The organism is Ignavibacteriota bacterium (assembly GCA_016218045.1).
Classification (GTDB): domain Bacteria; phylum Bacteroidota; class Ignavibacteria; order SZUA-365; family SZUA-365; genus JACRFB01.
Window position 1 is genome coordinate 1 of sequence record JACRFB010000059.1, and the last position, 20,544, is coordinate 20,544.

12 protein-coding genes are annotated in these 20,544 nt (G+C 60.2%); 7 read left to right on the forward strand and 5 right to left on the reverse strand.

All coding sequences use genetic code 11. From position 1 onward, the window contains the following. On the forward strand, positions 1 to 982 hold a 982-nt coding region (locus HY962_14990), incomplete at its 5' end, for a T9SS type A sorting domain-containing protein (GenBank protein ID MBI5648235.1). A gap of 98 nt (positions 983 to 1,080) precedes the next feature. On the opposite strand, the gene HY962_14995 is transcribed toward HY962_14990, so the two are convergent. Next, positions 1,081 to 1,956, reverse strand: a complete 876-nt coding sequence (locus tag HY962_14995) for a homocysteine S-methyltransferase family protein (GenBank protein MBI5648236.1) — start codon at positions 1,954 to 1,956, stop codon at positions 1,081 to 1,083. 208 nt (positions 1,957 to 2,164) lie between these two features. On the opposite strand from HY962_14995, the gene HY962_15000 reads away from it, so the two are divergent. The 4 genes from HY962_15000 (at position 2,165) to HY962_15015 (ending at position 10,019) form a co-directional block, all read left to right on the forward strand. Beyond that, positions 2,165 to 4,162 carry a T9SS type A sorting domain-containing protein gene (locus HY962_15000; GenBank protein MBI5648237.1) on the forward strand — a complete coding sequence of 666 codons (1,998 nt, stop codon included), beginning with the start codon at positions 2,165 to 2,167 and terminating at the stop codon, positions 4,160 to 4,162. Positions 4,163 to 4,300: 138 nt separating this feature from the next. Next, the gene (locus HY962_15005) at positions 4,301 to 5,092 is read left to right on the forward strand and encodes a 1-acyl-sn-glycerol-3-phosphate acyltransferase (GenBank protein ID MBI5648238.1); all 792 of its coding nucleotides are present in this window, start codon (positions 4,301 to 4,303) and stop codon (positions 5,090 to 5,092) included. 375 nt (positions 5,093 to 5,467) lie between these two features. Continuing rightward, the gene (locus HY962_15010; GenBank protein MBI5648239.1) at positions 5,468 to 6,391 is read left to right on the forward strand and encodes a hypothetical protein; all 924 of its coding nucleotides are present in this window, start codon (positions 5,468 to 5,470) and stop codon (positions 6,389 to 6,391) included. Between the two features lie 112 nt (positions 6,392 to 6,503). Further along, entirely contained in the window at positions 6,504 to 10,019 is a 3,516-nt protein-coding gene (locus HY962_15015; GenBank protein MBI5648240.1) for a hypothetical protein, read from the forward strand. Positions 10,020 to 10,168: 149 nt separating this feature from the next. Here HY962_15015 and HY962_15020 read toward each other — a convergent pair whose 3' ends face one another. The 3 genes from HY962_15020 to HY962_15030 all read right to left on the reverse strand — a co-directional run bounded on the left by HY962_15020 (position 10,169) and on the right by HY962_15030 (position 13,164). Further along, positions 10,169 to 10,690, reverse strand: a complete 522-nt coding sequence (locus HY962_15020) for an ester cyclase (GenBank protein MBI5648241.1) — start codon at positions 10,688 to 10,690, stop codon at positions 10,169 to 10,171. Positions 10,691 to 10,938: 248 nt separating this feature from the next. Continuing rightward, positions 10,939 to 11,733: a hypothetical protein gene (locus tag HY962_15025; protein ID MBI5648242.1), complete on the reverse strand. Its 795-nt coding sequence runs from the start codon at positions 11,731 to 11,733 to the stop codon at positions 10,939 to 10,941. Between the two features lie 201 nt (positions 11,734 to 11,934). Further along, complete coding sequence (locus tag HY962_15030; protein ID MBI5648243.1) at positions 11,935 to 13,164, reverse strand: hypothetical protein; 1,230 nt, start codon at positions 13,162 to 13,164, stop codon at positions 11,935 to 11,937. A 319-nt stretch (positions 13,165 to 13,483) separates the two neighbouring features. On the opposite strand from HY962_15030, the gene HY962_15035 reads away from it, so the two are divergent. Then, on the forward strand, positions 13,484 to 14,977 hold the full coding sequence (locus HY962_15035; GenBank protein MBI5648244.1) for a T9SS type A sorting domain-containing protein: 1,494 nt from the start codon (positions 13,484 to 13,486) through the stop codon (positions 14,975 to 14,977). Between the two features lie 226 nt (positions 14,978 to 15,203). Here the strand turns inward: HY962_15035 and HY962_15040 are convergent, their stop codons facing one another. After that, the gene (locus HY962_15040) at positions 15,204 to 16,355 is read right to left on the reverse strand and encodes a hypothetical protein (GenBank protein MBI5648245.1); all 1,152 of its coding nucleotides are present in this window, start codon (positions 16,353 to 16,355) and stop codon (positions 15,204 to 15,206) included. Positions 16,356 to 16,858: 503 nt separating this feature from the next. Between HY962_15040 and nifJ the strand changes: the two genes are divergently transcribed. Beyond that, complete coding sequence (gene nifJ, locus HY962_15045; protein ID MBI5648246.1) at positions 16,859 to 20,461, forward strand: pyruvate:ferredoxin (flavodoxin) oxidoreductase; 3,603 nt, start codon at positions 16,859 to 16,861, stop codon at positions 20,459 to 20,461. Positions 20,462 to 20,544 lie beyond the last annotated feature (83 nt).

Genomic DNA, 20,544 nt, shown 5'->3' on the forward strand with positions numbered 1-20,544 from the left:
GCTGTACTATCAGTACTACGTGATGAAGGACGGCCAGGACATCCGCGAGTCGTTCTACAACTTCGAGTACACGGGCAGCGACAACTCGCTGGCCGAGCGCCGCGCGGTGACGCCGGCGGCCGCGACCTTCACGGTCGAGGACATCGTCGACAGCAAGACCGTGATGAACCGCATGCCGACCTTCCGCAACCTCTCCGTGCTCGCGCGGAACGTGCGTGTCACGTGGGTCTGTGATCTGCGTCCGGCCTATTACCAGACGCTGAAGGGCGACACGTTGTTCGACATCCAGGGCAGCGATCACATCTACGATCCCGCAACCGTGTACACATCGGGCCTGTGGATGAACGGTCCGGCAACCGGCGGTTGGACGACGTGGGGTCAGACGCTCCGTGACGATGCGCCGAAGCGCATGTACGACGACGGCACCAACGGTGACGCCGTCGCGGGCGACCACTTCTACACCGTGCAGTTCTTGTATGGACCCGATTCCACCGGCAGCAAGAAGTTTGTCGGCCAGGAATTCAAGTTCGGCATCAAGGGCGGCGACAACGAAGGTGGTCAGGGCGGATTCGGTAACAACCACTACGAGAACATCGACGACTCGCAGGCCGAGGTTACCATCAACACCGCGTTCGGATCCATCAATCCGAAGTACTACGACGGTTGGGATTACAACACCGGCACACCGACTTCGGTAGACCGCCTCGGCGGCGCACCTGTCGTGTACCGTCTCGACCAGAACTATCCGAACCCCTTCAACCCGAGCACCAACATCACGTACTCCGTGCCGGCTTCCGGCTGGGTGACGCTGAAGGTGTTCAACGCCCTCGGGCAGTACATGACCACACTCGTCAGCGGTCCCGCCGAAGCGGGCGATTACCGCGTGCAGTTCGACGCCTCCGGCTTCGAGAGCGGCGTGTACATGTACGAACTCAGCGTGAACGGCTTCCGCCAGACACGCACGATGACACTCGTGAAATAAACGAGTCCATCACCGATCGACACTGGCGCCCCGGCAACGGGGCGCCTTTTTTTTCAGTCCCCTACCCACCTGCCAATGTCACGCCTGCCATCAGCCTTTTACCCGTCCACCTTTTGAAGCTCCGCCCAGGCCCGCGCGATATGTTCCGGTGTTGTACCGCAACAGCCGCCGACATACGAGGCGCCCGCATCGACGAGGGCACGGATACCAGCAGCGAAAGATTCAGGCGTCGCGGAATACAGGATACGTCCATCCGATATTTCGGGCAGACCCGCATTGGGTTTCATCCACACGGGGCGTGTGGTACCCGCGCGCAGGATACGGCACACGGGCAGCGCATCGGTGATGCCGGTGCCGCAGTTTGCGCCGATAATGTCGGCTCCCGCGCGTTCGAGTTCCGCTGCGGCATCACGCGCATGCAGGCCCATCATGGTGGACGCGCCGTCCTCGCCGCTGTCGAACACCATGCTCACAGCGACCGGCAGCCCCGTGCTTTTTGCCGCCGCGAGGGCGATGAGCGTCTCGTCGAGATCCGTCATGGTCTCGAGAAGGAGTGCATCAACGCCGCCCTCGGCGAGTGCGCGCGCCTGCGTGAGATAGACTTCCGCCAGTTCCACCTCCGACACTTCCCCCATTAAAAGCAGGGCACCCGTCGACCCCATGGAGCCGAACACGCGCACTTCCGAGCCGGCTTCCGCGCGGCTGATCTCGGCGCCCGCGCGTGCAAGTTCCGCCGCCCTATCGCTCAAGCCGTGACGCGCGAGCACGATGGCATTCGCGCCGAACGTATTTGTCAGAATGATGGCACTGCCCGCCTGCACATACGACCGCGCCACACCCGCGACAAGCTCGGGAAATTCCACATTCCATAGATCGGGACATGCGCCGACAGGCAAGCCGCGCTTCTGCAGTTCCGTGCCCCACGCGCCGTCGAGAAGGACGGGGCCGCTGTTGGATTGAGTGTTGAGGTTCATGCCCGCAATGTAGCAGGCATGACACCGAAAGGCCAATGACGGACAGCGGGAGAGCGGGACAGCGGGAGAGCGAGACAGCGGGACAGCGGGAGAGCGGGACAGCGGGAGATCGGGACAGCGGTGTACGTGTGGCCGCGTAGCACGTGCAGTTCACATGTCAGGATACTCGTACATCAATTGTCTGGTGTATGACCAGCAGGAAATCTGTATGCGCACTTCTTCGCTTTCTTCCACCTTCGTTGTGTTCACCTTGTTGTGGCTGTGTATCGGATCCCAGTCCGGGAACCTGCACGCGCAGCCGAAACTGCGTGTCATGCGCATTATCAACAACTGGCCCACGATAGAAGTATATATTCGGTCGACGTGCAACGGCGAACGTATCTTTCCGAGCAACAGTAAGCAGTTTCGGATATCCGAAAACGGTAGGGATATCCGAGATTTCGAGCTCTGGTGCCCGGAACCCACAACACGCGACCCTCTGACCTGCGTGATACTGCTGGACGTGGATCCCAGGATGGACGCGAATGCACAACGGCTGATGAAACAGCGCGCCAGGGAACTCATCTCGTCGCTCGATCTGAAAAGAGATAACGCCACGATTCTCGCCGTCAGCGCGACACCGTCCGTCGTGCAATCGAAAACATCAGATACGACACTCCTTTTCGCTGCAGTGGAATCGGTACAACCGGCTGCAACGGCACGACTTTGGGACGGCCTGTTCCAGGCCATGGACCTGCTTCACGCTGAACGGTTGTACCCCGCCGCCGTCTACTATTTCGGATCAGGCCGGGACAGCGCGTCTCAAAAAACACCCGGCGACTGTTTGCAACATCTGTGGGCCCTCTGGCGCACGATGTTGTACTCCTTCACATTCGGTACACCGCATGCTCATGATTCCCTACGCATCCTGACGGAGCGAAGTTCCGGAAGAGACCTCCACAATCCCGCCGCCGGCTGGATGCAAACGGCAGTCACAGAAGCAGCCACGATCGTCTCCCGTTGGATAGAAGATTGCCTCATCACGTATCAGGCGACGTGTATGGACCGCACTGAGCGCATCGTTCGCGTGACGCTGCTGGACACATGCAATGGCACCGATACCGAAGTGAAATCTTACAGGGCTCCAGTCGATACCAGCACGTTCACTCCACTGCGTGTTGGTCCGGGAACCGTGTTTCATGCCCTCGAAGGAAGCGTGGTGGAAGTACCAGTTCTCCTCCATGATTACCCGAGTGCATATCCCGGCAATCTCGTGGGTGCATGTACATTTTCAATCCTATTCAATGACACGCTGCTTTCGTGGCGTGGCGCCGATATTCCCGAGGGTAGCATCTACAGCGGAGTTCCGGTAAGAACCACGCTTGATGAGGGGCGTGTCATCATTTATCTCGACGGGCCCGCCACCGCCTGGCCTCAGACGATGCCCACTACGCTTTTGCTACTCCGCTTCCGTGTCCGCACCGCTCAAGACCGGAGCGTCGTACGAACGCCGGTACACCTTGTCGATTGGAAATTCCATGAGGGCTGTCACTCCGCGTGGACGCGCGATGGTGCGGTGTTAATTCCGCAACGCCGGCCTGCACCCGTGCACACGCTCGCGATAAATGGACAGAGCATCCGCTGGGATGAAGCACTGGCACGCTACACCCCGTCGCCACTTCAGTTCTCATGCCTGGTCGCGAACAATGGAGCAGAAACAGCACGTCATGCAATGGTCACCCTGTCCTTCACGGATTCGCTCATCACACCGACTGCACCACGTTTCTTACACACCGCGACTTCACCGCCAAACATCGAATTCAACACCGTCAGTGAGGCCCGATGGGATCTGTTCCTGCATCCGCGCACAACCGGCGACACAGTGTTACTCTCTGCTGAAATGATATTCGATAATGCCGACACACTCCGCGGATCGCTCAAGCTGTGGATACCGCCCGCGCGCGTAACAGGAATCGATGTCGCGGAGAAGGCCGCGGCGCGGCTGTTTTCCGTGTATCCCAATCCCAGCGATGGATTCGTCACACTTCGCTTTCCAGATACGGATGCCACATACCCCGTATCGGTACACGACGCACTCGGACGACTGGTTTACACCGTCACCTCCGCACAACACGGGAGCAACACACTGGATCTCTCCGCAGTGCCGCCGGGGCTGTACATCATTAATGCCGGCGGCTTCCGACAGACACTGCTGCTCACACGTTGAACAGCGGGACAGCGGGACAACGGTACAACGGGACAGCGGGACAGCGAGACAACGGGAGATGACCGACACGCCTCCCGCTACATAGAGTCTCCATTTTTTCGCACATTGCCGCATGTTCCACCTCACACCTGCGAGAAGATGAGCCGCACGAACCGACTCCCCAGCCCTCTTGCCTCCGTGGAGGCCTATAAGACTCCCGGAGAAACGTTACACACATCCACGTTCCTCGCGACACTGCGCTTTTACCCGCGGCTCGCGGTGGTGGTTGTACGTGCATCGCGGCGGGCGAAACACGGACGGTACGGACGCCAGGACTGGGAGGACAGCAGCATCGCCACCATGCTCTGTCTCGAAGCCGCGGGCTGCCGCTTCAACATCGAGGGACTGCGCAACATCACGGCGTGTGAAGGTCCGGCGGTGTTTGTCGGCAATCACATGAGCACACTCGAGACGTTCTCGCTACCGGGCATTATCGATCCCGTGAAACCCGTGACCTTTGTCATCAAACCGAGCCTGATGGACTACCCGCTCTTCGGTCACGTGATGCGCTCACGGAATCCCATCGTCGTCTCACGCGACAATCCGCGGCAGGATCTCGTCACCGTACTCGAAGAGGGACGGCGGCGACTCGAAGAGGGCATCAGTATCGTGCTTTTCCCGCAGACCACGCGACGGCTCGACTTCGATCCCGCGCAGTTCAACTCCCTCGGCGTCAAACTCGCAAAAAGTGCCGGTGTCCCCATCATCCCTGTCGCCCTCAAAACCGACGCCTGGGCCAACGGCCGCATCGTCAAGGAATTCGGACCCATAGATCCGAAAAAGACCATACACCTCGCTTTCGGCTCCCCCATACACATCGAAGGCAACGGCCGCGCCGAGCACGAATCCGTCATCGCCTTCATCGAGAAACACCTGCGGCAGTGGCGGTGAGCGGGACGGGGGAGTAAGGAATTGGGGGTGGGGAGTAGGGAGCAGAACAACAAAGTGGGGTCACGCTGAGTCCCGCGAAGCGGGAAAGCACGACGAGAATCGGATCGATGGGGCGTTTTATCGTCCAATCGTCTGAGCGTCCGATCGTCTAATCGTCTAATCGTCTGATCATCCAATCGTCTAATCCAGTCATCGCGTATGGTGTTGCTGTTGTACGGGATGGGTAGTAGTTTGCACACCTTATGCAGTAATACGCGGAGGTAAGTGATGGCGAAGCGAAGGGGTGAAAAAGCGGCGGAAACTGCGTCAGCACCTGATTTGAGTGGACGAAGCAGGATGTGGATAGGCCATACGACTGCAGTGATGACAATGGGTATGATCGTCCTTCTCCTCGCGGGATGCGGAAAAGACAAGAACGAGGATGGCATCGTCGCCCCTCAGGACGGCCTCCGCATCACGAGCGTTCATGCGACAACGGCATGGCCGCGCGATAGCATCGTCTTGAGCGGTCAGCTTCCTCCGAACCCCGGCCTGATCCGCGTGCTCTTCGAGGTTGGAGGCGTTCTCGCCCCCGACACGGCGCTGCCACTCTGGTACACGCCCACCACGGGTTTCGCAATCCGTATACCCGTCGCTGCAATGCACTGGACGCAGCCGGTAACCGTCGTGCTCCTCTGCGACGCCGCGCGCTTCCGTGCCCCGAGCGCCATCGAGATCATGCACATGCCCCCCTACCGCGCCCTGCAATGGAAGGTTTCCGGCGTTGTCGCACGTGTACAGATTACCGATTGGATCGACGTCGACGGCGTGCGCACTGAGAAGACCAAGGACTCGGTGATGACGATCCCCGACTTCTCGTCCACGGCCTACGGCTCGAACACGATCGCGGTGAACGATACACAGCGGACCTTTGCCGACTCGGTAACCAGTCAGCCGTATCAGGTGCCACCTTATACTCTGATGCTCCAGGGATACTTTTCCACGCCTCGCCGTCTGGGTCGGCTATACGGGTACTCCGCCACCTACACCGTGACGGGACGGCCACGCCTTATTTTGAGTACGACTATTGCGACACTCACAATACACGACGTCCCCCTCGCCGAGGCAGCGCCGTGGCTGGATACAGTCACCAAGCTGAACCACGATCAATTCACCGCATGCGCCCCGTCCCTGTCCTATCGCGCCGAGTACTGGAACTACATCAACGGGGGGTTGCTGAACGGGGGGCGTCTCATCACGCTGACCGAGGTCCTGAGCTATGTGCCGGGCACGGTTTGCACAATCGTTGCCTGGAAATGACCGCACAATGCGCGGCATGATCGAGGCCGCGGCGCCTTCATCGCTTCCGGGCTGACGACTCCCGTGACCGCACGCATAGGAACATCGTCGCGGCGGTTCTAACTTCCGCGCTGTGACACCGCGAGGAAATATCATCCGACGCTTCGCACGGCCGCTCGCGCGCGGCGTGCTCCTGTTTGCCGCACTCCTGCCCTTGCTCGCACGGGCGCAGAGCGACACGGCACGTTTCCGTGCAACGGAGTACACCGAGACGCTGGCAGTGACAGATACGCTGCGACTTGCGCGGCAGTTCGTGGAACTCGGAAGTGTGTCGATCGGCACGGAGAACGGGACCATCCTGCCAGACAGCGGATGTTTCAGTCTCGATTTGCGCCTTGGAATCGTTGTATTGACGGCGCGTGGACGCGGCATAGTCGATTCGTTACACACGACACGGCTGCGTGTCACCTATCGTGCCCTGCCCTTCCGCTTCCCGCCGGTGTACCGCGCACGCGAACTGGTGCTGCGCACCGATACCGCGCGCGGCGACACGCTGCGTGTGTTTGCTCCGTCGGCGCCGCTGACGATGGAGAATATTTTCGGTGCGGGACTGCAGAAGAGCGGGTATATCGGACGCGGCTTCACTGTGGGCACGAATCGCGACCTTACCCTCAACAGCGGCTTCCGGCTGTCACTCGCGGGCAAGCTTGCCGAAGACATCGACATCATGGCCGCGCTCACCGACGAGAACACTCCGATTCAGCCCGAGGGCAACACACGCACGATACAGGAACTGGACAAGGTGTTCATCCGCATTTCGAGCGGTCCGCTTGCGGCGACACTCGGCGACTTCTCCCTCTCCTTCAGCGGCACGGAGTTCGGATCATATAACCGCAAGTTATCGGGCGTGCTCGCGGAGGGCAGCTCGCCGCTCGGCAGTGCGGCCGCGTCGTACGCAACCATGAAAGGCAGCTATCGCACCGTACAATTTGCAGGTATCGACGGCGTGCAGGGGCCCTACCGCCTCACCGGAAAAAACGGCGAACAGCGCATCGTAGTGCTGGCCGGCACCGAACGTGTGTATGTGGACGGTGTCGAAATGACACGCGGCGAAACCTTCGATTACATCATCGAGTACGCAAGCGGAGAGATCACCTTCCGGCCGCGACGGCTCATCACCGCGGCGTCGCGGATCACGGTGGACTTCGAATACGCCGACAGGCAGTACGCACGCGCGCTCTTCGCTGCCAACGCCACGGCCGACATCATCCCGAAAGCGCTCGCGGTGACAGCACGGTACATGCGCGAGGGTGATGATCCCGATTCGCCCATCGACTTCGAATTGAGTGCGGAAGACCGGCGCGTGCTGGCCGATGCGGGCGACGATCCGCGCAAGGCCGCGACATCGGGCGTGGTGTACGCGGGCATCGACACCGCGCGCGGCAATGGCGCGGGCCAGTACGTGCGCATCGATACCACCATCGGCGGCGCTCCGATGGCCGTGTACCGTTACGCGCCTGGCGACGACAGCGCGACGTACACCGTCACATTTTCCTATGTGGGAACAGGGTCGGGCGACTATTCACGGAAGACGCTGGGCTCCTTCGCTTTTGTCGGCGTCGGTCAGGGCGACTATGCGCCGCTGCGCCTGGTGCCCGTGCCGCAGTTGCATCAGACGGGCAATCTGCTGCTCGCGGCAACACCGTTCGAGGGCCTCACGGTGCGCGCGGAGGGAGCGGTGAGCGACCTGGCGCGCAACCGCCTCTCGGAGGTCGATGCCGCCGACAATGCCGGCAGCGCCGTCAACACCAGCGGCGTGTGGACCTTCGGCACACCCGTCGGAGATGTGGAAGTCGCCGGGCGTTTCCGCGCGACGGCCTCGACCTTTGCTCCGATCGACCGCATCAACGACATCGAATTCTCGCGCCGCTGGGACGTGGCCGCCACCACGTCCGCAACGGAGACAATACGCGAGGGCAGCTTCGCGCTGAAACCCGCGTCCTTTGCGCGCGCGTCCGTCGGCGCGGGCAGTTACACACGAGGCGATTTTTCATCGCGGCGCATTGAAACACAACTCACACTGTCGGAGAGCGCGGCCGAAGCGTGGATCCCGCAACTGTCGTGGCGCGGCGAACACATCACAAGCGACGACCGCGCGGCGCGCGGCAGCGGCACATGGCTGCGGCAGCGCGGCGAGGCGCGGTACACGAAGGGATTCATACAACCGACGCTGCGTTTCGAAAGCGAGGACCGCTCCGCATCCGCAGCCGACACCCTTCTGCCCGTGAGTCTGTCGTTCGTCGACGTGCGTCCCGGCTTTATCCTGCCCGCGATCGGCGCCATGAGTTTTGCCGCCGAGATCGGCTACCGCAGCGACAACGCGTGGCAGCGTGGATCCGTCGTGAAACAGTCCGACGACATATACCAGCAGTACACCTTGACGCTGCGACCCTGGAACGACCTCAGCGCCAACGCGGCCGTGACATTGCGCGACAGGCGCTTCAGCGAGAGTTTCCGCAGCGCGGGCAACAGCGATCTGCAGACCATCCTGACCAAGACCCAGATCCAGTACACGCCCTTCAATCGCGCCCTGGCGGCGGATGTGCTGTACGAAGTGTCCACCGAAAAGACGTCCAAACTCGAACGCGCCTTTCTGAAGGTTCCCTTCGGACAGGGCAACTACGTGTACAAGGGCGACGTGAACAAGAACGGTGTCGAAGACGAGAGCGAATTCGAACCAACACGCTTCGATGGCGACTACGTGGCCATCACCGTGCCCACCGACCGACTCTTCCCCGTGATCGATCTGCGCAGCAGCGTGCGCCTGCAGGTGCGTCCCGCGCGCGTCCTGGGCCGCGACGGCGGCGGCTTGCTCGCCGCGCTGGGACGCGCGCTGTCGAGCGAGACCTCGGCGCGCATCGAGGAGAAAAACAGCACGGCCAACACGGCCGACGTGTACCTCCTGCGTCTCGCGCGGTTCCTGAACGACACGCTCACACTGCGCGGCTTCCAGAATTTGCGCCAGGACTTTTTCCTCTTCGAGCAAAATTCGGAGCTGTCGCTCCGATTCCGCTACGAACAGAACCGCGGCTTCAGCCAGTTCGCGCTTGCGAACGAGCGGAGTTTCCGCGCCGAGCGGTCGCTGCGCCTGCGCACACAGCCCGTGCGTGAAATCGGCGTGCAGGCCGATCTTGCCTTCACCAACGACAACGTATCGACCACGCAGGCCAGCAATCGCGCGCGTGCGCTCGACGCCGTGGTGTTCACCGCCGATTTTTCATACCGGCCCGCGGCGCGCGTCGAGGTGGGTTTTGTCCTCGGCGCAAAGGACGCGCGCGACCGCTATCCCGGCCAGGAGACCGAGGCCAGCATCAATACGCAGGCCCTTCGCACCACGGTGACCTTCGACGGACCCGGCCGTCTGCGCATTGAGGCCGAGCGCGGCGAGGTGCTGTTTTCGTCCGCCGTCGCCCGCTTTCCGTTCGAACTCACCGACGGCAAGGCCGAGGGAAAAAACTGGGTGCTGCGCAGCAACTTCGACTACCGCATCACGGCCTTTCTTCAAGCCACGCTCAGTTACCTCGGACGCAGCGAAGGCGGCGGAACGTTTGTGCATACTGCACGAGCCGAAGTGAGGGCGTTCTTTTAACGAGGAGATGGGAGAGAGGAGTTAGAAGTTGGGAGATGAAATATGGGCCGTGAACCAATTCAGTCCGCAATGGGAGAGTCAACTGTTCAAAGACACAATTCTACCAGATTCTCACTCCCAGCTCCTAGCTCCTCATGCTTCACATCCAGTTATTTCCCTGCATCGGCGGTCATCGGAGCCCACGTCATACCCATCTGCTCCATCATCTTGCCCATGTCGAAGTAGCCCCAATGCTCGACACCCTTTCCATCCTTGAAGCGGACGATGTCGACTCCTTCCACATCCATGGCCTTGCCGGTGGCGGGCATGCCTTCCACTGACCCCGTGTTTGTGCCGGTCCATCGATAGTGCGACATGACCAGATCACCCTCGGCGATCATCCAATTGACCTGCACCTTGAAATCCGGAAGCATGGTTTCCGTGGCTCTCATGGACTCGAGCAGTCCTGCGAGACCTTTGCTCTTCATCATGGGATCAGGCGTGTGTTCCGTGTAATTGACGTCGACAAAGTCGCCAAGTTTGTCGAAGTTCCGATTGTTCATGGCGTCGACGAAGGCCTGCATGGTCTTTTTATTCTGTTCCTCCATTGCGGCATTGGGGTCGGCCGGCTTGCAGGCCGACAATAACGACACGATCGCGACAAGCGCGCACAGCGTGGTGGTGCGATGCATGAGATCACTCCTCAGAATATATGTGAAGGGAATTATGGTCGGAAAGTAGCGGACAGACTGACATAATGCAACAAGTTTCATCCGAATTATATATACCGATTTTTCAAGATGATCGAACCGTCCCTCCGTAATCCTGACCCCATGTCGCCGATAAAGGAATAGAGGATAATGGGATTGTTTTATCCCATTCCTCAATGCCGACCTCTTCTCCCCTTCCCCGTACACCGTTCACGTTCCCCGTTCCTCGTTCACCGTTCCCCGTTCCTCATCCCGCGCAACTGGAGCACAGCCAGACCGAGCATGTACGCCGCGAAGAGAAACGACACAGCCATGGACCCGTAGGCAACAGGCAGCCCAAATGAAGGTTTGGACAGTTCGTTCAGACCCAGAGGGAAGATCACAAAAAAGCCGAGCAGCATGATGGCGGGACCTAGCAGCGTGCCGATCGGCTTTCCACGCAGTGTCATTACACCCGTTATGAAGAAGGCGGGCATGATGAAACACAGGTCGAGTATGTAAATCGAGTACAGATATTCGATACGTATATGCTCGCGCATGATCGGCACGAGGGCGGCTGTCCACAGTGCGGTGAAAATAACCGCGATGACGATGGACGACCATGCGGTGACACGCCCGATGCCCCTGGGCAGCGTCCACCCAGCAAGGTTTTCCTCGCGCAAGGTCGAGAGACCGTACACCAGCGACCAGAACGACGAGGCGAAGATGAGAGCATACACCAGGTACAGGGCGTTATACACACGTTCGATGGTGAAGATGCCGTAGAGATACAATAGCGAACCGATCAGCCCGGCGATCACCACCTGCCTCCGCAGTTCGCTGCGCTGCACGCGCACAATGTGCAGAAAGAGGAAAGGACAGAGCAGCAGCGTCAGAATATCCTGCGGCAGCGCGCCCGGCAGGAACTCCGGAGCAAAGAGACCGACGTAGATGTCGCGCCAGATCACGCCGCACAGAGAAGCCACAAATGCTCCCGCGACGGGGATGGTCCAGAATATTTTTGCAAGACGGAGGTTCGGCATCATGATTTATTGCTCTTTTTTGGACTAATATACGGACATCGGTCCGCTTAGCACACATCTCCTGTCTCCTTCCTCCGGTATCCTCACGCGCATGAAAGGAGACAGGATGCAGGAGACAGGAGACATCGGTCCGCTCAGCGCAGATCTCCCGTCTCCTTCCTCCTGTATCCTCACACGGATGTAAGGATACAGGAAGGCGGTATGTCACTTCGCAATATTCGAAGGCACAGGAAACGGATTCCCTTTACGTGGCACACGCTGCGCCATCGCTTTTCCCTCGGGCGTCGTCCAGGGGAGCCCGTAGAATAACGACGTTGAAGGCCCCGCAAGACGTCCATCGAGCGGACTGCCGCCCGCCGGTATCTCCATCTCGACCAGATAGGTGTTGTACCCGAGATTCACATTGGCGCGCTGTTCGGGATGGAGGTTCGGCCGTCCGTCCTGGCCCACCGTGAAACGCCAGGTGCGCCACACCTCGCCATTGTTCATCAGTGCGCACTCCCATTCGCCCGGATAATCCTCGAGCGCGATGCGGTTCTCGTCGCGGTTGGCTTTCTCTCCCCAGGTGAGGGGCGCGTGCACCTTCACCATACGAAAGCCGATTTCGTCGCGATACTCAGTGCCGCGCTTGTACTGCGCCGCGATGCGGTCCTGATGAATGACCACATACGAGTGTTTCACCTGGCTCACCACCTGATCCGCATACGGCATCGGACCGGGAAGCGACAGGCGCTTCCCGTTTACCGTGACGCGCATGTAACAGTGCGGCAATTCCTTGCCCTTCTCCGAGGGCGAAAGACTGTAAAAGAACTCCACGTGGTTGGCGCCGAGCCGCTCGGGGCTCGAAGTCCAGTCGAAGTATCCGGCGTATTCACGCGGACGCAGCATCATAAAACTCGCGGCCGCCTCGTTGTGCCGGTTGATGTAATACTGCGGCGGCGCGAGACCCGCCTCCTGCCCCGAACGCACGCGGTTCACGGTCCGTACCTCGAAACGATATGTGCGTACGAGCGCCTCCGCGTCGGTCTGTCCGTCGACGGTGTACACCTGCACCTCGAAGTCGCCCGTCTCCTTTGTTGCGGATTCCTTGTTCCAGCAGTCGGCTGTCATCATAAAACTTTCATCGAGCGCATTGTTCCGGTTCACGTACACGTACGTCTCGCAACGGGTGGTGGCAATGGTTTTACCGCCTTTGCGAAGCACCAGCTTGATCGCGCTCCGGTTCGGATATTCTCCGAACACACGAACGAACGACTTCAGATACCATCCCGTGCTGACAGGGACGTTGTTGGGTCCGAGCGCCTCCCCATTGACCGCCTCGAACCAGGTGAAGCCGTCGTCCACCACCCCTTGGCGCGCCTTCTGCGCAATCATGTCGCCCGTGACGGCCAGCATTGACAGCAGCAGAATCGCGTGTATTGTCAGTGTCCTCATGAATCGTCTCTTTGATAATGAATGATGGATGTTCGTATCGTATCCATCCGGCGGATGTATGCGGACCGCTCGGACTATACTCGGCCATGCCGGGCAGATTCCTGCGCGGCAATATTAAGACCCCGTGATCCGATACTATGGGGGAAGTCGCTTGGTGTATTGCGGCAAGTATACGATGCGGCGGGATGTGATGCCACACCAGAGCGGTTGGGGTGGAGCCGTGCGCCTCAGCCGTCCATGCAGCCGCGTCCGCATGCGTGTCACTTTCTTCTTCGCCAAGTTTTACGCAGATTCTGAAGACCATACAGTGAGCATCGACATGAGACTTGTATACGGAACCATTGCAGGATTACTGCTGCTCGTCGGATCCGCGGCGGCACAGCTCGAGGAAGTGCTTGTCCCTTCCTTCTCGCCCGAACTCCCCTACGCCGCGATCGAGTGGGCCGATTCGAGCACGGGCTTCGTGTTCGACGAGGGCGGCAGGTATATCAAGACCTCCGACGGAGGAGCGACATGGAAGGCGGATTCGCTTCCCTTCTCCTTCATCGGTCCGAACACCATCGGCTACCGAAAAGTGCACGAGGTAGATTTCCGCACGCGTGATTTCGGAGTCGTCGTTTTTTCGCGCAGACATGACACTCTCTTTTACGCGTGGACAGAAAACGGCGGCAGCACTTGGACGCCGATGCAGACGCGCATTCCCGGACGTTACGGCGGCTGGGTACGGCCCAACGTGTACCTGCGTCCGTTGCACAGGAATCTCTGGTTTCTGCAGTACGGACTCGATTCGCTTTCGACACGCCTCTACAATCCCGCGCTGTTTCAATCCACCAATCAAGGCCAGAGCTGGGAACGCATCAGCGTGGATCCCGAGGTGGTGATCTCCTACCCCGATGTGGTCGAGATGCACACCTACGTGATGCTCGACGCCATGCGCCACATCGTGTTCATCGGCACCACCGGGCGGCTCAGCGAGGAGATCCCGCGCTTCTGGGCGCGCGGCACTTTCGACGGCGGGCGCACGTGGATCACGCAGGAGTGGAACAACGGGCAGTCCTCGCCACTCGAGTTCCGCGCCATCCGTATGACAAGCGACACAAGCTTTTCCATGATCTTTAATGCGGGCAGCGCCACAACGAGGGCCTGGACGCCCGGCCCTGACGCCGGCACCGCTCCCACCATCACCGTCGCGTGGCCCGACCGTTCGATCTGGACATCACGCGCCGAAGTGCTCCCGCGTCCCGGCCGGCTCATGCGCGACTTCCTGAGTGTCGCGGGAAACGACTACGCCATCATCAGCACGCAGGTGTTGCCGAACGTGTTCACCGATTCGTTGTACGCGCGGAAATCACTAGCGCCCACAGCGCCGTCACGCGTACTCGCGCTGCCCGGATTTGGTTGGCTTTTGAGCGCGCGCACCAACAGGGAGATCTGGATCGCAACCGCGAGCAAGCCGAAGCAGACCGCCGCGCCCGCACCCATTGCAGGAGTGGAAACAAAACTCCTCCGTTACCGCCACACACTCGTCGGAATCGACCGCCCCGTGTCACCCTCGCGCGGCAGCATCGACGTGTATCCTCAGCCCGCCCGCAGCGGAGCAGTCATGCACCTCAGCACCTCGATTACATCCGCCGACACACAGCTCTCCGTCCACGACGTACACGGCCGCACCGTCTTTGCGCAGACCATCGCCGCCTCCTCCGCGACGGAGGAAAACAGTTTCACCCTTCCCACGCTCCCCGCCGGCATGTACATGCTTCGACTCAGCAACAGCCACGACGCACGGATGGGAAGGGTGGTGGTTGTTCGGTAGATGGGTAGATGGGTAGATGGTAGATGGTAGCTGGTAGATGGGTAGGCGAGGGATCTGCGCTGCGACAGTGAGGACACAGGAGACAGGAATCAGGAGACAGTCATCCGGTTGATCAACCCGTGATTTCTGTCTCCTGACTCCTGTCTCCTTTCGCGATTTTCGTAGATCGATCTACCTATCTACTATCTACTATCTACTATCTACCCATCTACCCAGTGAACGGAAATCACGCGACCGTCCACAGGCCGTCACGCATGATCTCCTGCGTTGCGCCATCGGGATACGTGAGCGTGACGGATTTGACCACGATATCCGGCTGGAGTGATGCGACGTAGACGCGGTCGATATGAATGACGTTCTTGAGATCGTTGAAAGACGCGGGAGAGACGATGCCGCCGAAGTGTTCGCTGCGGCCGAAGGCCACATGCAGACCAAGCTTTTCGTCCATCAACAGACTCCCGACGGCGGTGCAGCCGAATTCGCCCAGCACGCCGTGACCGATTTCTGCGATATTGCCGTAGGCCGGTTCGAGCGCGAGCATGGCGCGTTCCTTTTCCGACTGCGGACCCTCACTCAGCACTTCCACCGCGCGGTTGTTTTCGATGCGGTACACAACGATCTCGCCGCCGAACTGCACGGGCAGCAGACCCGAGCTGCGGCTCGGATCGCCGTCCTTCTCGCCTTCGTACGGCACGATGTACGTTTCCCCTGAGGGAAGATTGCCCACGACCATATCGTCGTGAAACATTCCGCTGGAGGGCGTCGCGGTGCGATGACGCAAATCCACATCAAATACGTATTCGCTGCCGCGCGCCTCGAACACGATCACCTCGCGCTCGGCGCGATCGAGCAACACCTTTAACGCCATGATCCGTTCGTGCACCTTCGCATAGTCGAGATTGAGCGACGGCAGCATCGAGAGCACAAAGCCGGGCATGGTGGTGCCGCGGAAGTTGTATTTCTTCGCCAGCATCTTGCAGGGGGCTGTCGCGGAGAACTCCGTAAGCGCGATGATGAGATTTGTCCCGTTCATGATCTCGGCCAGACGTGTGGCCATTCCGTCGGCGCGCAGTGTATCGGCGTTCAGATCCCCGGGCCGACCGCCCCAATGGTACAGATCCGTGGGCAGATCGTTATTGTTACTGCCGACGTTCGGATAATAATAGATCTCGACGCGTTTGAGACCGAGTTCGTTCTTGAAGCTGATGGCCTTGATCCACCAGTCGTAGGCCAGCTCGCGCCGCTCGCGCCACTCCTGCGTGTCGGGCACCTTCGCGTCGGGGACATCCACAAGGATGGTCAGTACCTGGTCGCTCTCGCGAATCTTGTACACGGTGCGGAACAATGATTTTAATTCGTCGGCTGTGAGCATGTCCATGGCGATCCTTGGTATGTGATAATGTTCAAGATCGGTCGGATGTACGAGAGAAACAAAAAATGCACGATTTCGGCGGCTACGGGTGCATCCATATGTCTCGCCGCACCGACTGATTCATACCGCAATACTATCAATGCCTGTTTGAAGACGCCCGCCCGCGGAGCCGATCAGCCCGCCATCCTTCCTTGCGGCGGAGTTTTTTTCCTCCGGATATTATCGTAATTTCATGGACGAATTCGATAACGGATTCACGAACACGCACCTCCTGTCCCATGCCACACCGCCGAAGCGCGCACGGCGCTTCCCTTCCAGACTCCGACACAGCCGTTCTCCCGACTTCCCGGAAAGTATTCCGCCCCCGCCGGGTCGGCCAGTTTCATTTTTCCCGTCTTTCCCCCCTTCCTCACATCGCACAAGGACCGAGCGATGGCTCATCCATGATGCACCCCCTGTCTTTCACCTTCAGTGTTTTCCATATCTGATCCACGATACAAGGACCCACCATGAGCACGCGAAAGAAAATCACCATCGACGGCAACGAGGCGGCGGCATTCGTCGCGCACAAAACCAACGAGGTGTGCGCCATCTATCCCATCACGCCCAGCTCGAACATGGGCGAGTGGGCCGACGCCTGGTCGGCGGCGGGACACAAGAACATCTGGGGCACGGTTCCGACCGTCGTCGAGTTGCAGAGCGAAGGCGGCGCCTCAGGCGCGGTGCACGGCGCGCTGCAGACAGGCGCGTTGACCACCACGTTCACGGCCTCGCAGGGATTGCTCCTCATGATCCCGAACATGTACAAAATCGCGGGCGAGCTGACCTCGACCGTGTTCCACGTCTCTGCACGCTCGCTCGCCTGCCAGGCCCTGTCGATCTTCGGCGATCACAGCGACGTGATGGCAGTGCGTCAGACCGGTTGGGCGCTGCTCGCCTCGGCGTCGGTGCAGGAAGTGATGGACCAGGCGCTCATCGCGCAGGCCGCGACTCTCGAATCACGCGTGCCGTTCATGCATTTCTTCGACGGCTTCCGCACTTCGCATGAAGTGATGAAAATCGAGGAGCTGACCGACGACGACATGCACGCGATGCTGCCCTTCGAACTGATCGACGCGCATCGCAAACGCGGACTCACCCCCGAATCCCCCGTGCTCCGCGGCACCGCGCAGAATCCCGACGTGTATTTCCAGGGCCGCGAGACCGTCAATCCCTTCTACACCGTCTGTCCCGAGATCGTGCAGAAGGCGATGGACAAGTTCGCCACTCTCACGGGCCGCCAGTATAAGCTGTTCAGCTACATCGGCCATCCCGAAGCCGATCGTATCATCATCATCATGGGCTCGGGCGCGGGCACGGCCGAGGAGACGATCAACTATCTGCTCTCCAAGGGCGAAAAGGTCGGCATGATCAAGGTGCACCTCTTCCGTCCCTTCTCCGTCAAACATTTTATTGACGCGATTCCCGCCAGCGTGCGCAAGATCGCCGTGCTCGACCGCACGAAGGAGCCGGGTTCGGCGGGTGAACCGCTGTATCAGGATGTGCTCACGGCACTCGCCGAGACGATGGCAGAAGGCACGCTTCCGACGGGCACGTTCCCGCACGTGATCGGCGGCCGCTACGGCCTTTCGTCGAAGGAATTCACACCGTCGATGATCAAGTCGGTATTCGACGAAATGACGAAGAGCAACCCGAAGAATCACTTCACAATCGGCATCGTCGACGACGTGTCGCACACGAGTCTCGAGTGGGACCGCAACTTCTCGATCGAACCCGACGAAGTGTTCCGCGGCATGTTCTACGGCCTCGGCGCCGACGGCACCGTGTCCGCGAACAAGGACTCGATCAAGATCATCGGTGAAGAGACCGACAATTACGCGCAGGGATACTTCGTGTACGATTCGAAGAAGTCCGGCTCCATCACCACCTCGCATCTGCGTTTCGGCCCGCGCCCGATACAGTCGGCGTATCTGATTTCGACCGCGCAGTTCGTGGCCTGCCATCAGGCGGTGTTCCTCGAGAAGTACGACATGCTCCGCAACATCACCGAGGGCGGCACCTTCCTGCTGAACACGTCCTACGGACCCGACGAAGTGTGGAACACGCTGCCGCGCAAGGTGCAGAAGCAGATCCTCGACAAGAAGCTGAAATTCTTCGTGATCGACGGCTACAAGGTTGCGGAAGCGACGGGTATGGGCGCGCGCGTAAACCGCATCATGCAGACGTGTTTCTTCGCGATCTCCGGCATTCTTCCGAAGGAGGAAGCGATCGAGAAGATCAAGATTTCGATCAAGAAGACCTACGGCATGAAGGGCGACAAGATCGTGCAGATGAACTACCAGGCGGTGGACGGAACGCTCGCCGGGCTGCATGAAGTGAACGTGCCCGCTGCCGTGACAAGCACGCTGGAACTCGCGCCCACCGTCTCGCCGAAGGCCCCGGCGTTCGTGCAGGAGGTGACCGCGACAATCATCGCCGGCTACGGCGACGACGTGCCCGTAAGCAAGATGCCCATCGACGGCACATACCCGACCGCGACCGCGATGTGGGAAAAACGGAATATCGCACTCGAAATTCCGGAATGGGACATGGCGACCTGCATCCAGTGCGGCAAGTGCGCGATGGTGTGTCCGCACGCCACGATCCGTATCAAGGTGTACGAGGAGAAGGAACTCGCCGGCGCGCCCGCGTCGTTCAAGGCGAGCGACTACAAGGGTCGCGAGTATCCGGGCTGGAAGTACACGATACAGGTCGCGCCCGAGGATTGCACGGGCTGCGCGCTGTGTGTGGACGTGTGCCCGGCGAAGAACAAGTCGGAAGTGCGCCTGAAGGCCATCAACATGGTACCGCAGCCCGCGATCCGCGAGCAGGAGCGCGAGAACTGGGACTTCTTCCTCGGCATTCCCGAAGTGGACCGCCGCACCGCCAAGATCGACACCGTGAAGGGCTCGCAATTCCTGCAGCCGCTCTTTGAATTCTCGGGCGCCTGCTCGGGCTGCGGCGAGACGCCGTACGTGAAACTCGTGAGCCAGCTCTTCGGCGACCGCACGGTCATCGCGAACGCGACGGGTTGTTCCTCGATTTACGGCGGCAACCTTCCGACCACGCCGTGGGCGAAGGATGCGAACGGACGCGGTCCGGCCTGGTCGAACTCGCTGTTTGAAGACAACGCGGAATTCGGCTACGGCTTCCGCCTCACCATCGACAAGCAGAACGAATCCGCGCGTGAAATGCTCGTGGCCATGACCGACGCCCTCGGTGGCGACACCGTGCGCGCGCTCCTCGAAGCGGACCAGAGCAACGAGCAAGGCATCTTCGAACAGCGCGCGCGTGTCGCCGACCTGAAGGTGAAACTCGAAACGCTCGGCACACCCATGGCGGCGCGCCTGCTCTCGCTAGCGGACTATCTCGTGAAGAAGAGCGTGTGGATTATGGGCGGCGACGGCTGGGCATACGACATCGGCTACGGCGGTCTCGACCACGTGCTCGCGTCCGGCCGCAATGTCAACGTGCTCGTGCTCGACACCGAAGTGTACTCCAACACCGGCGGGCAGATGTCGAAGGCGACGCAGATCGGCGCGGTGGCAAAATTCGCCGCGGGCGGCAAGCCCATCGCGAAGAAGGATCTCGGTCTCATCGCGATGGCGTACGGCACCGTGTACGTCGCCACTGTGGCGATGGGGTACAGCGACCAGCAGACGCTGCGCGCCTTCATCGAGGCCGAGGCGTACGACGGTCCGTCGCTCATCATCGCATACAGCCATTGCATCGCGCACGGCATCGACATGGCGCGCGGCATGCAGAATCAGAAGGCGATCGTGGACTGCGGCATGTTCCCGCTGTACCGCTACAATCCGCAGCTCGCCGCACAGGGCAAGAGCCCGTTCAAGCTCGACTCGAAGGCGCCGAACATCAAGGTGAAGGATTTCACCTCGATGGAGACGCGCTTCAGCATGCTGCACAAGAGCAAGCCCGAGGAAGCCGAGCGTCTGAACCGTCTCGCGCAGGAACATGTCGACCGCAAATGGCGCTACTACTCGAATCTCGAGAAGATGTTCGCCGAGGCCGACCGTCCCGCGACCGAGATCCTCAACACACTCACGAACGGCTAGAAACGGAACGGGGAAGGAGCGCCGCGCTCCTTCCCGTTTCCCTTTTCCCTCTTCCCCACCCAGACGAACAGTACTTCCGACCC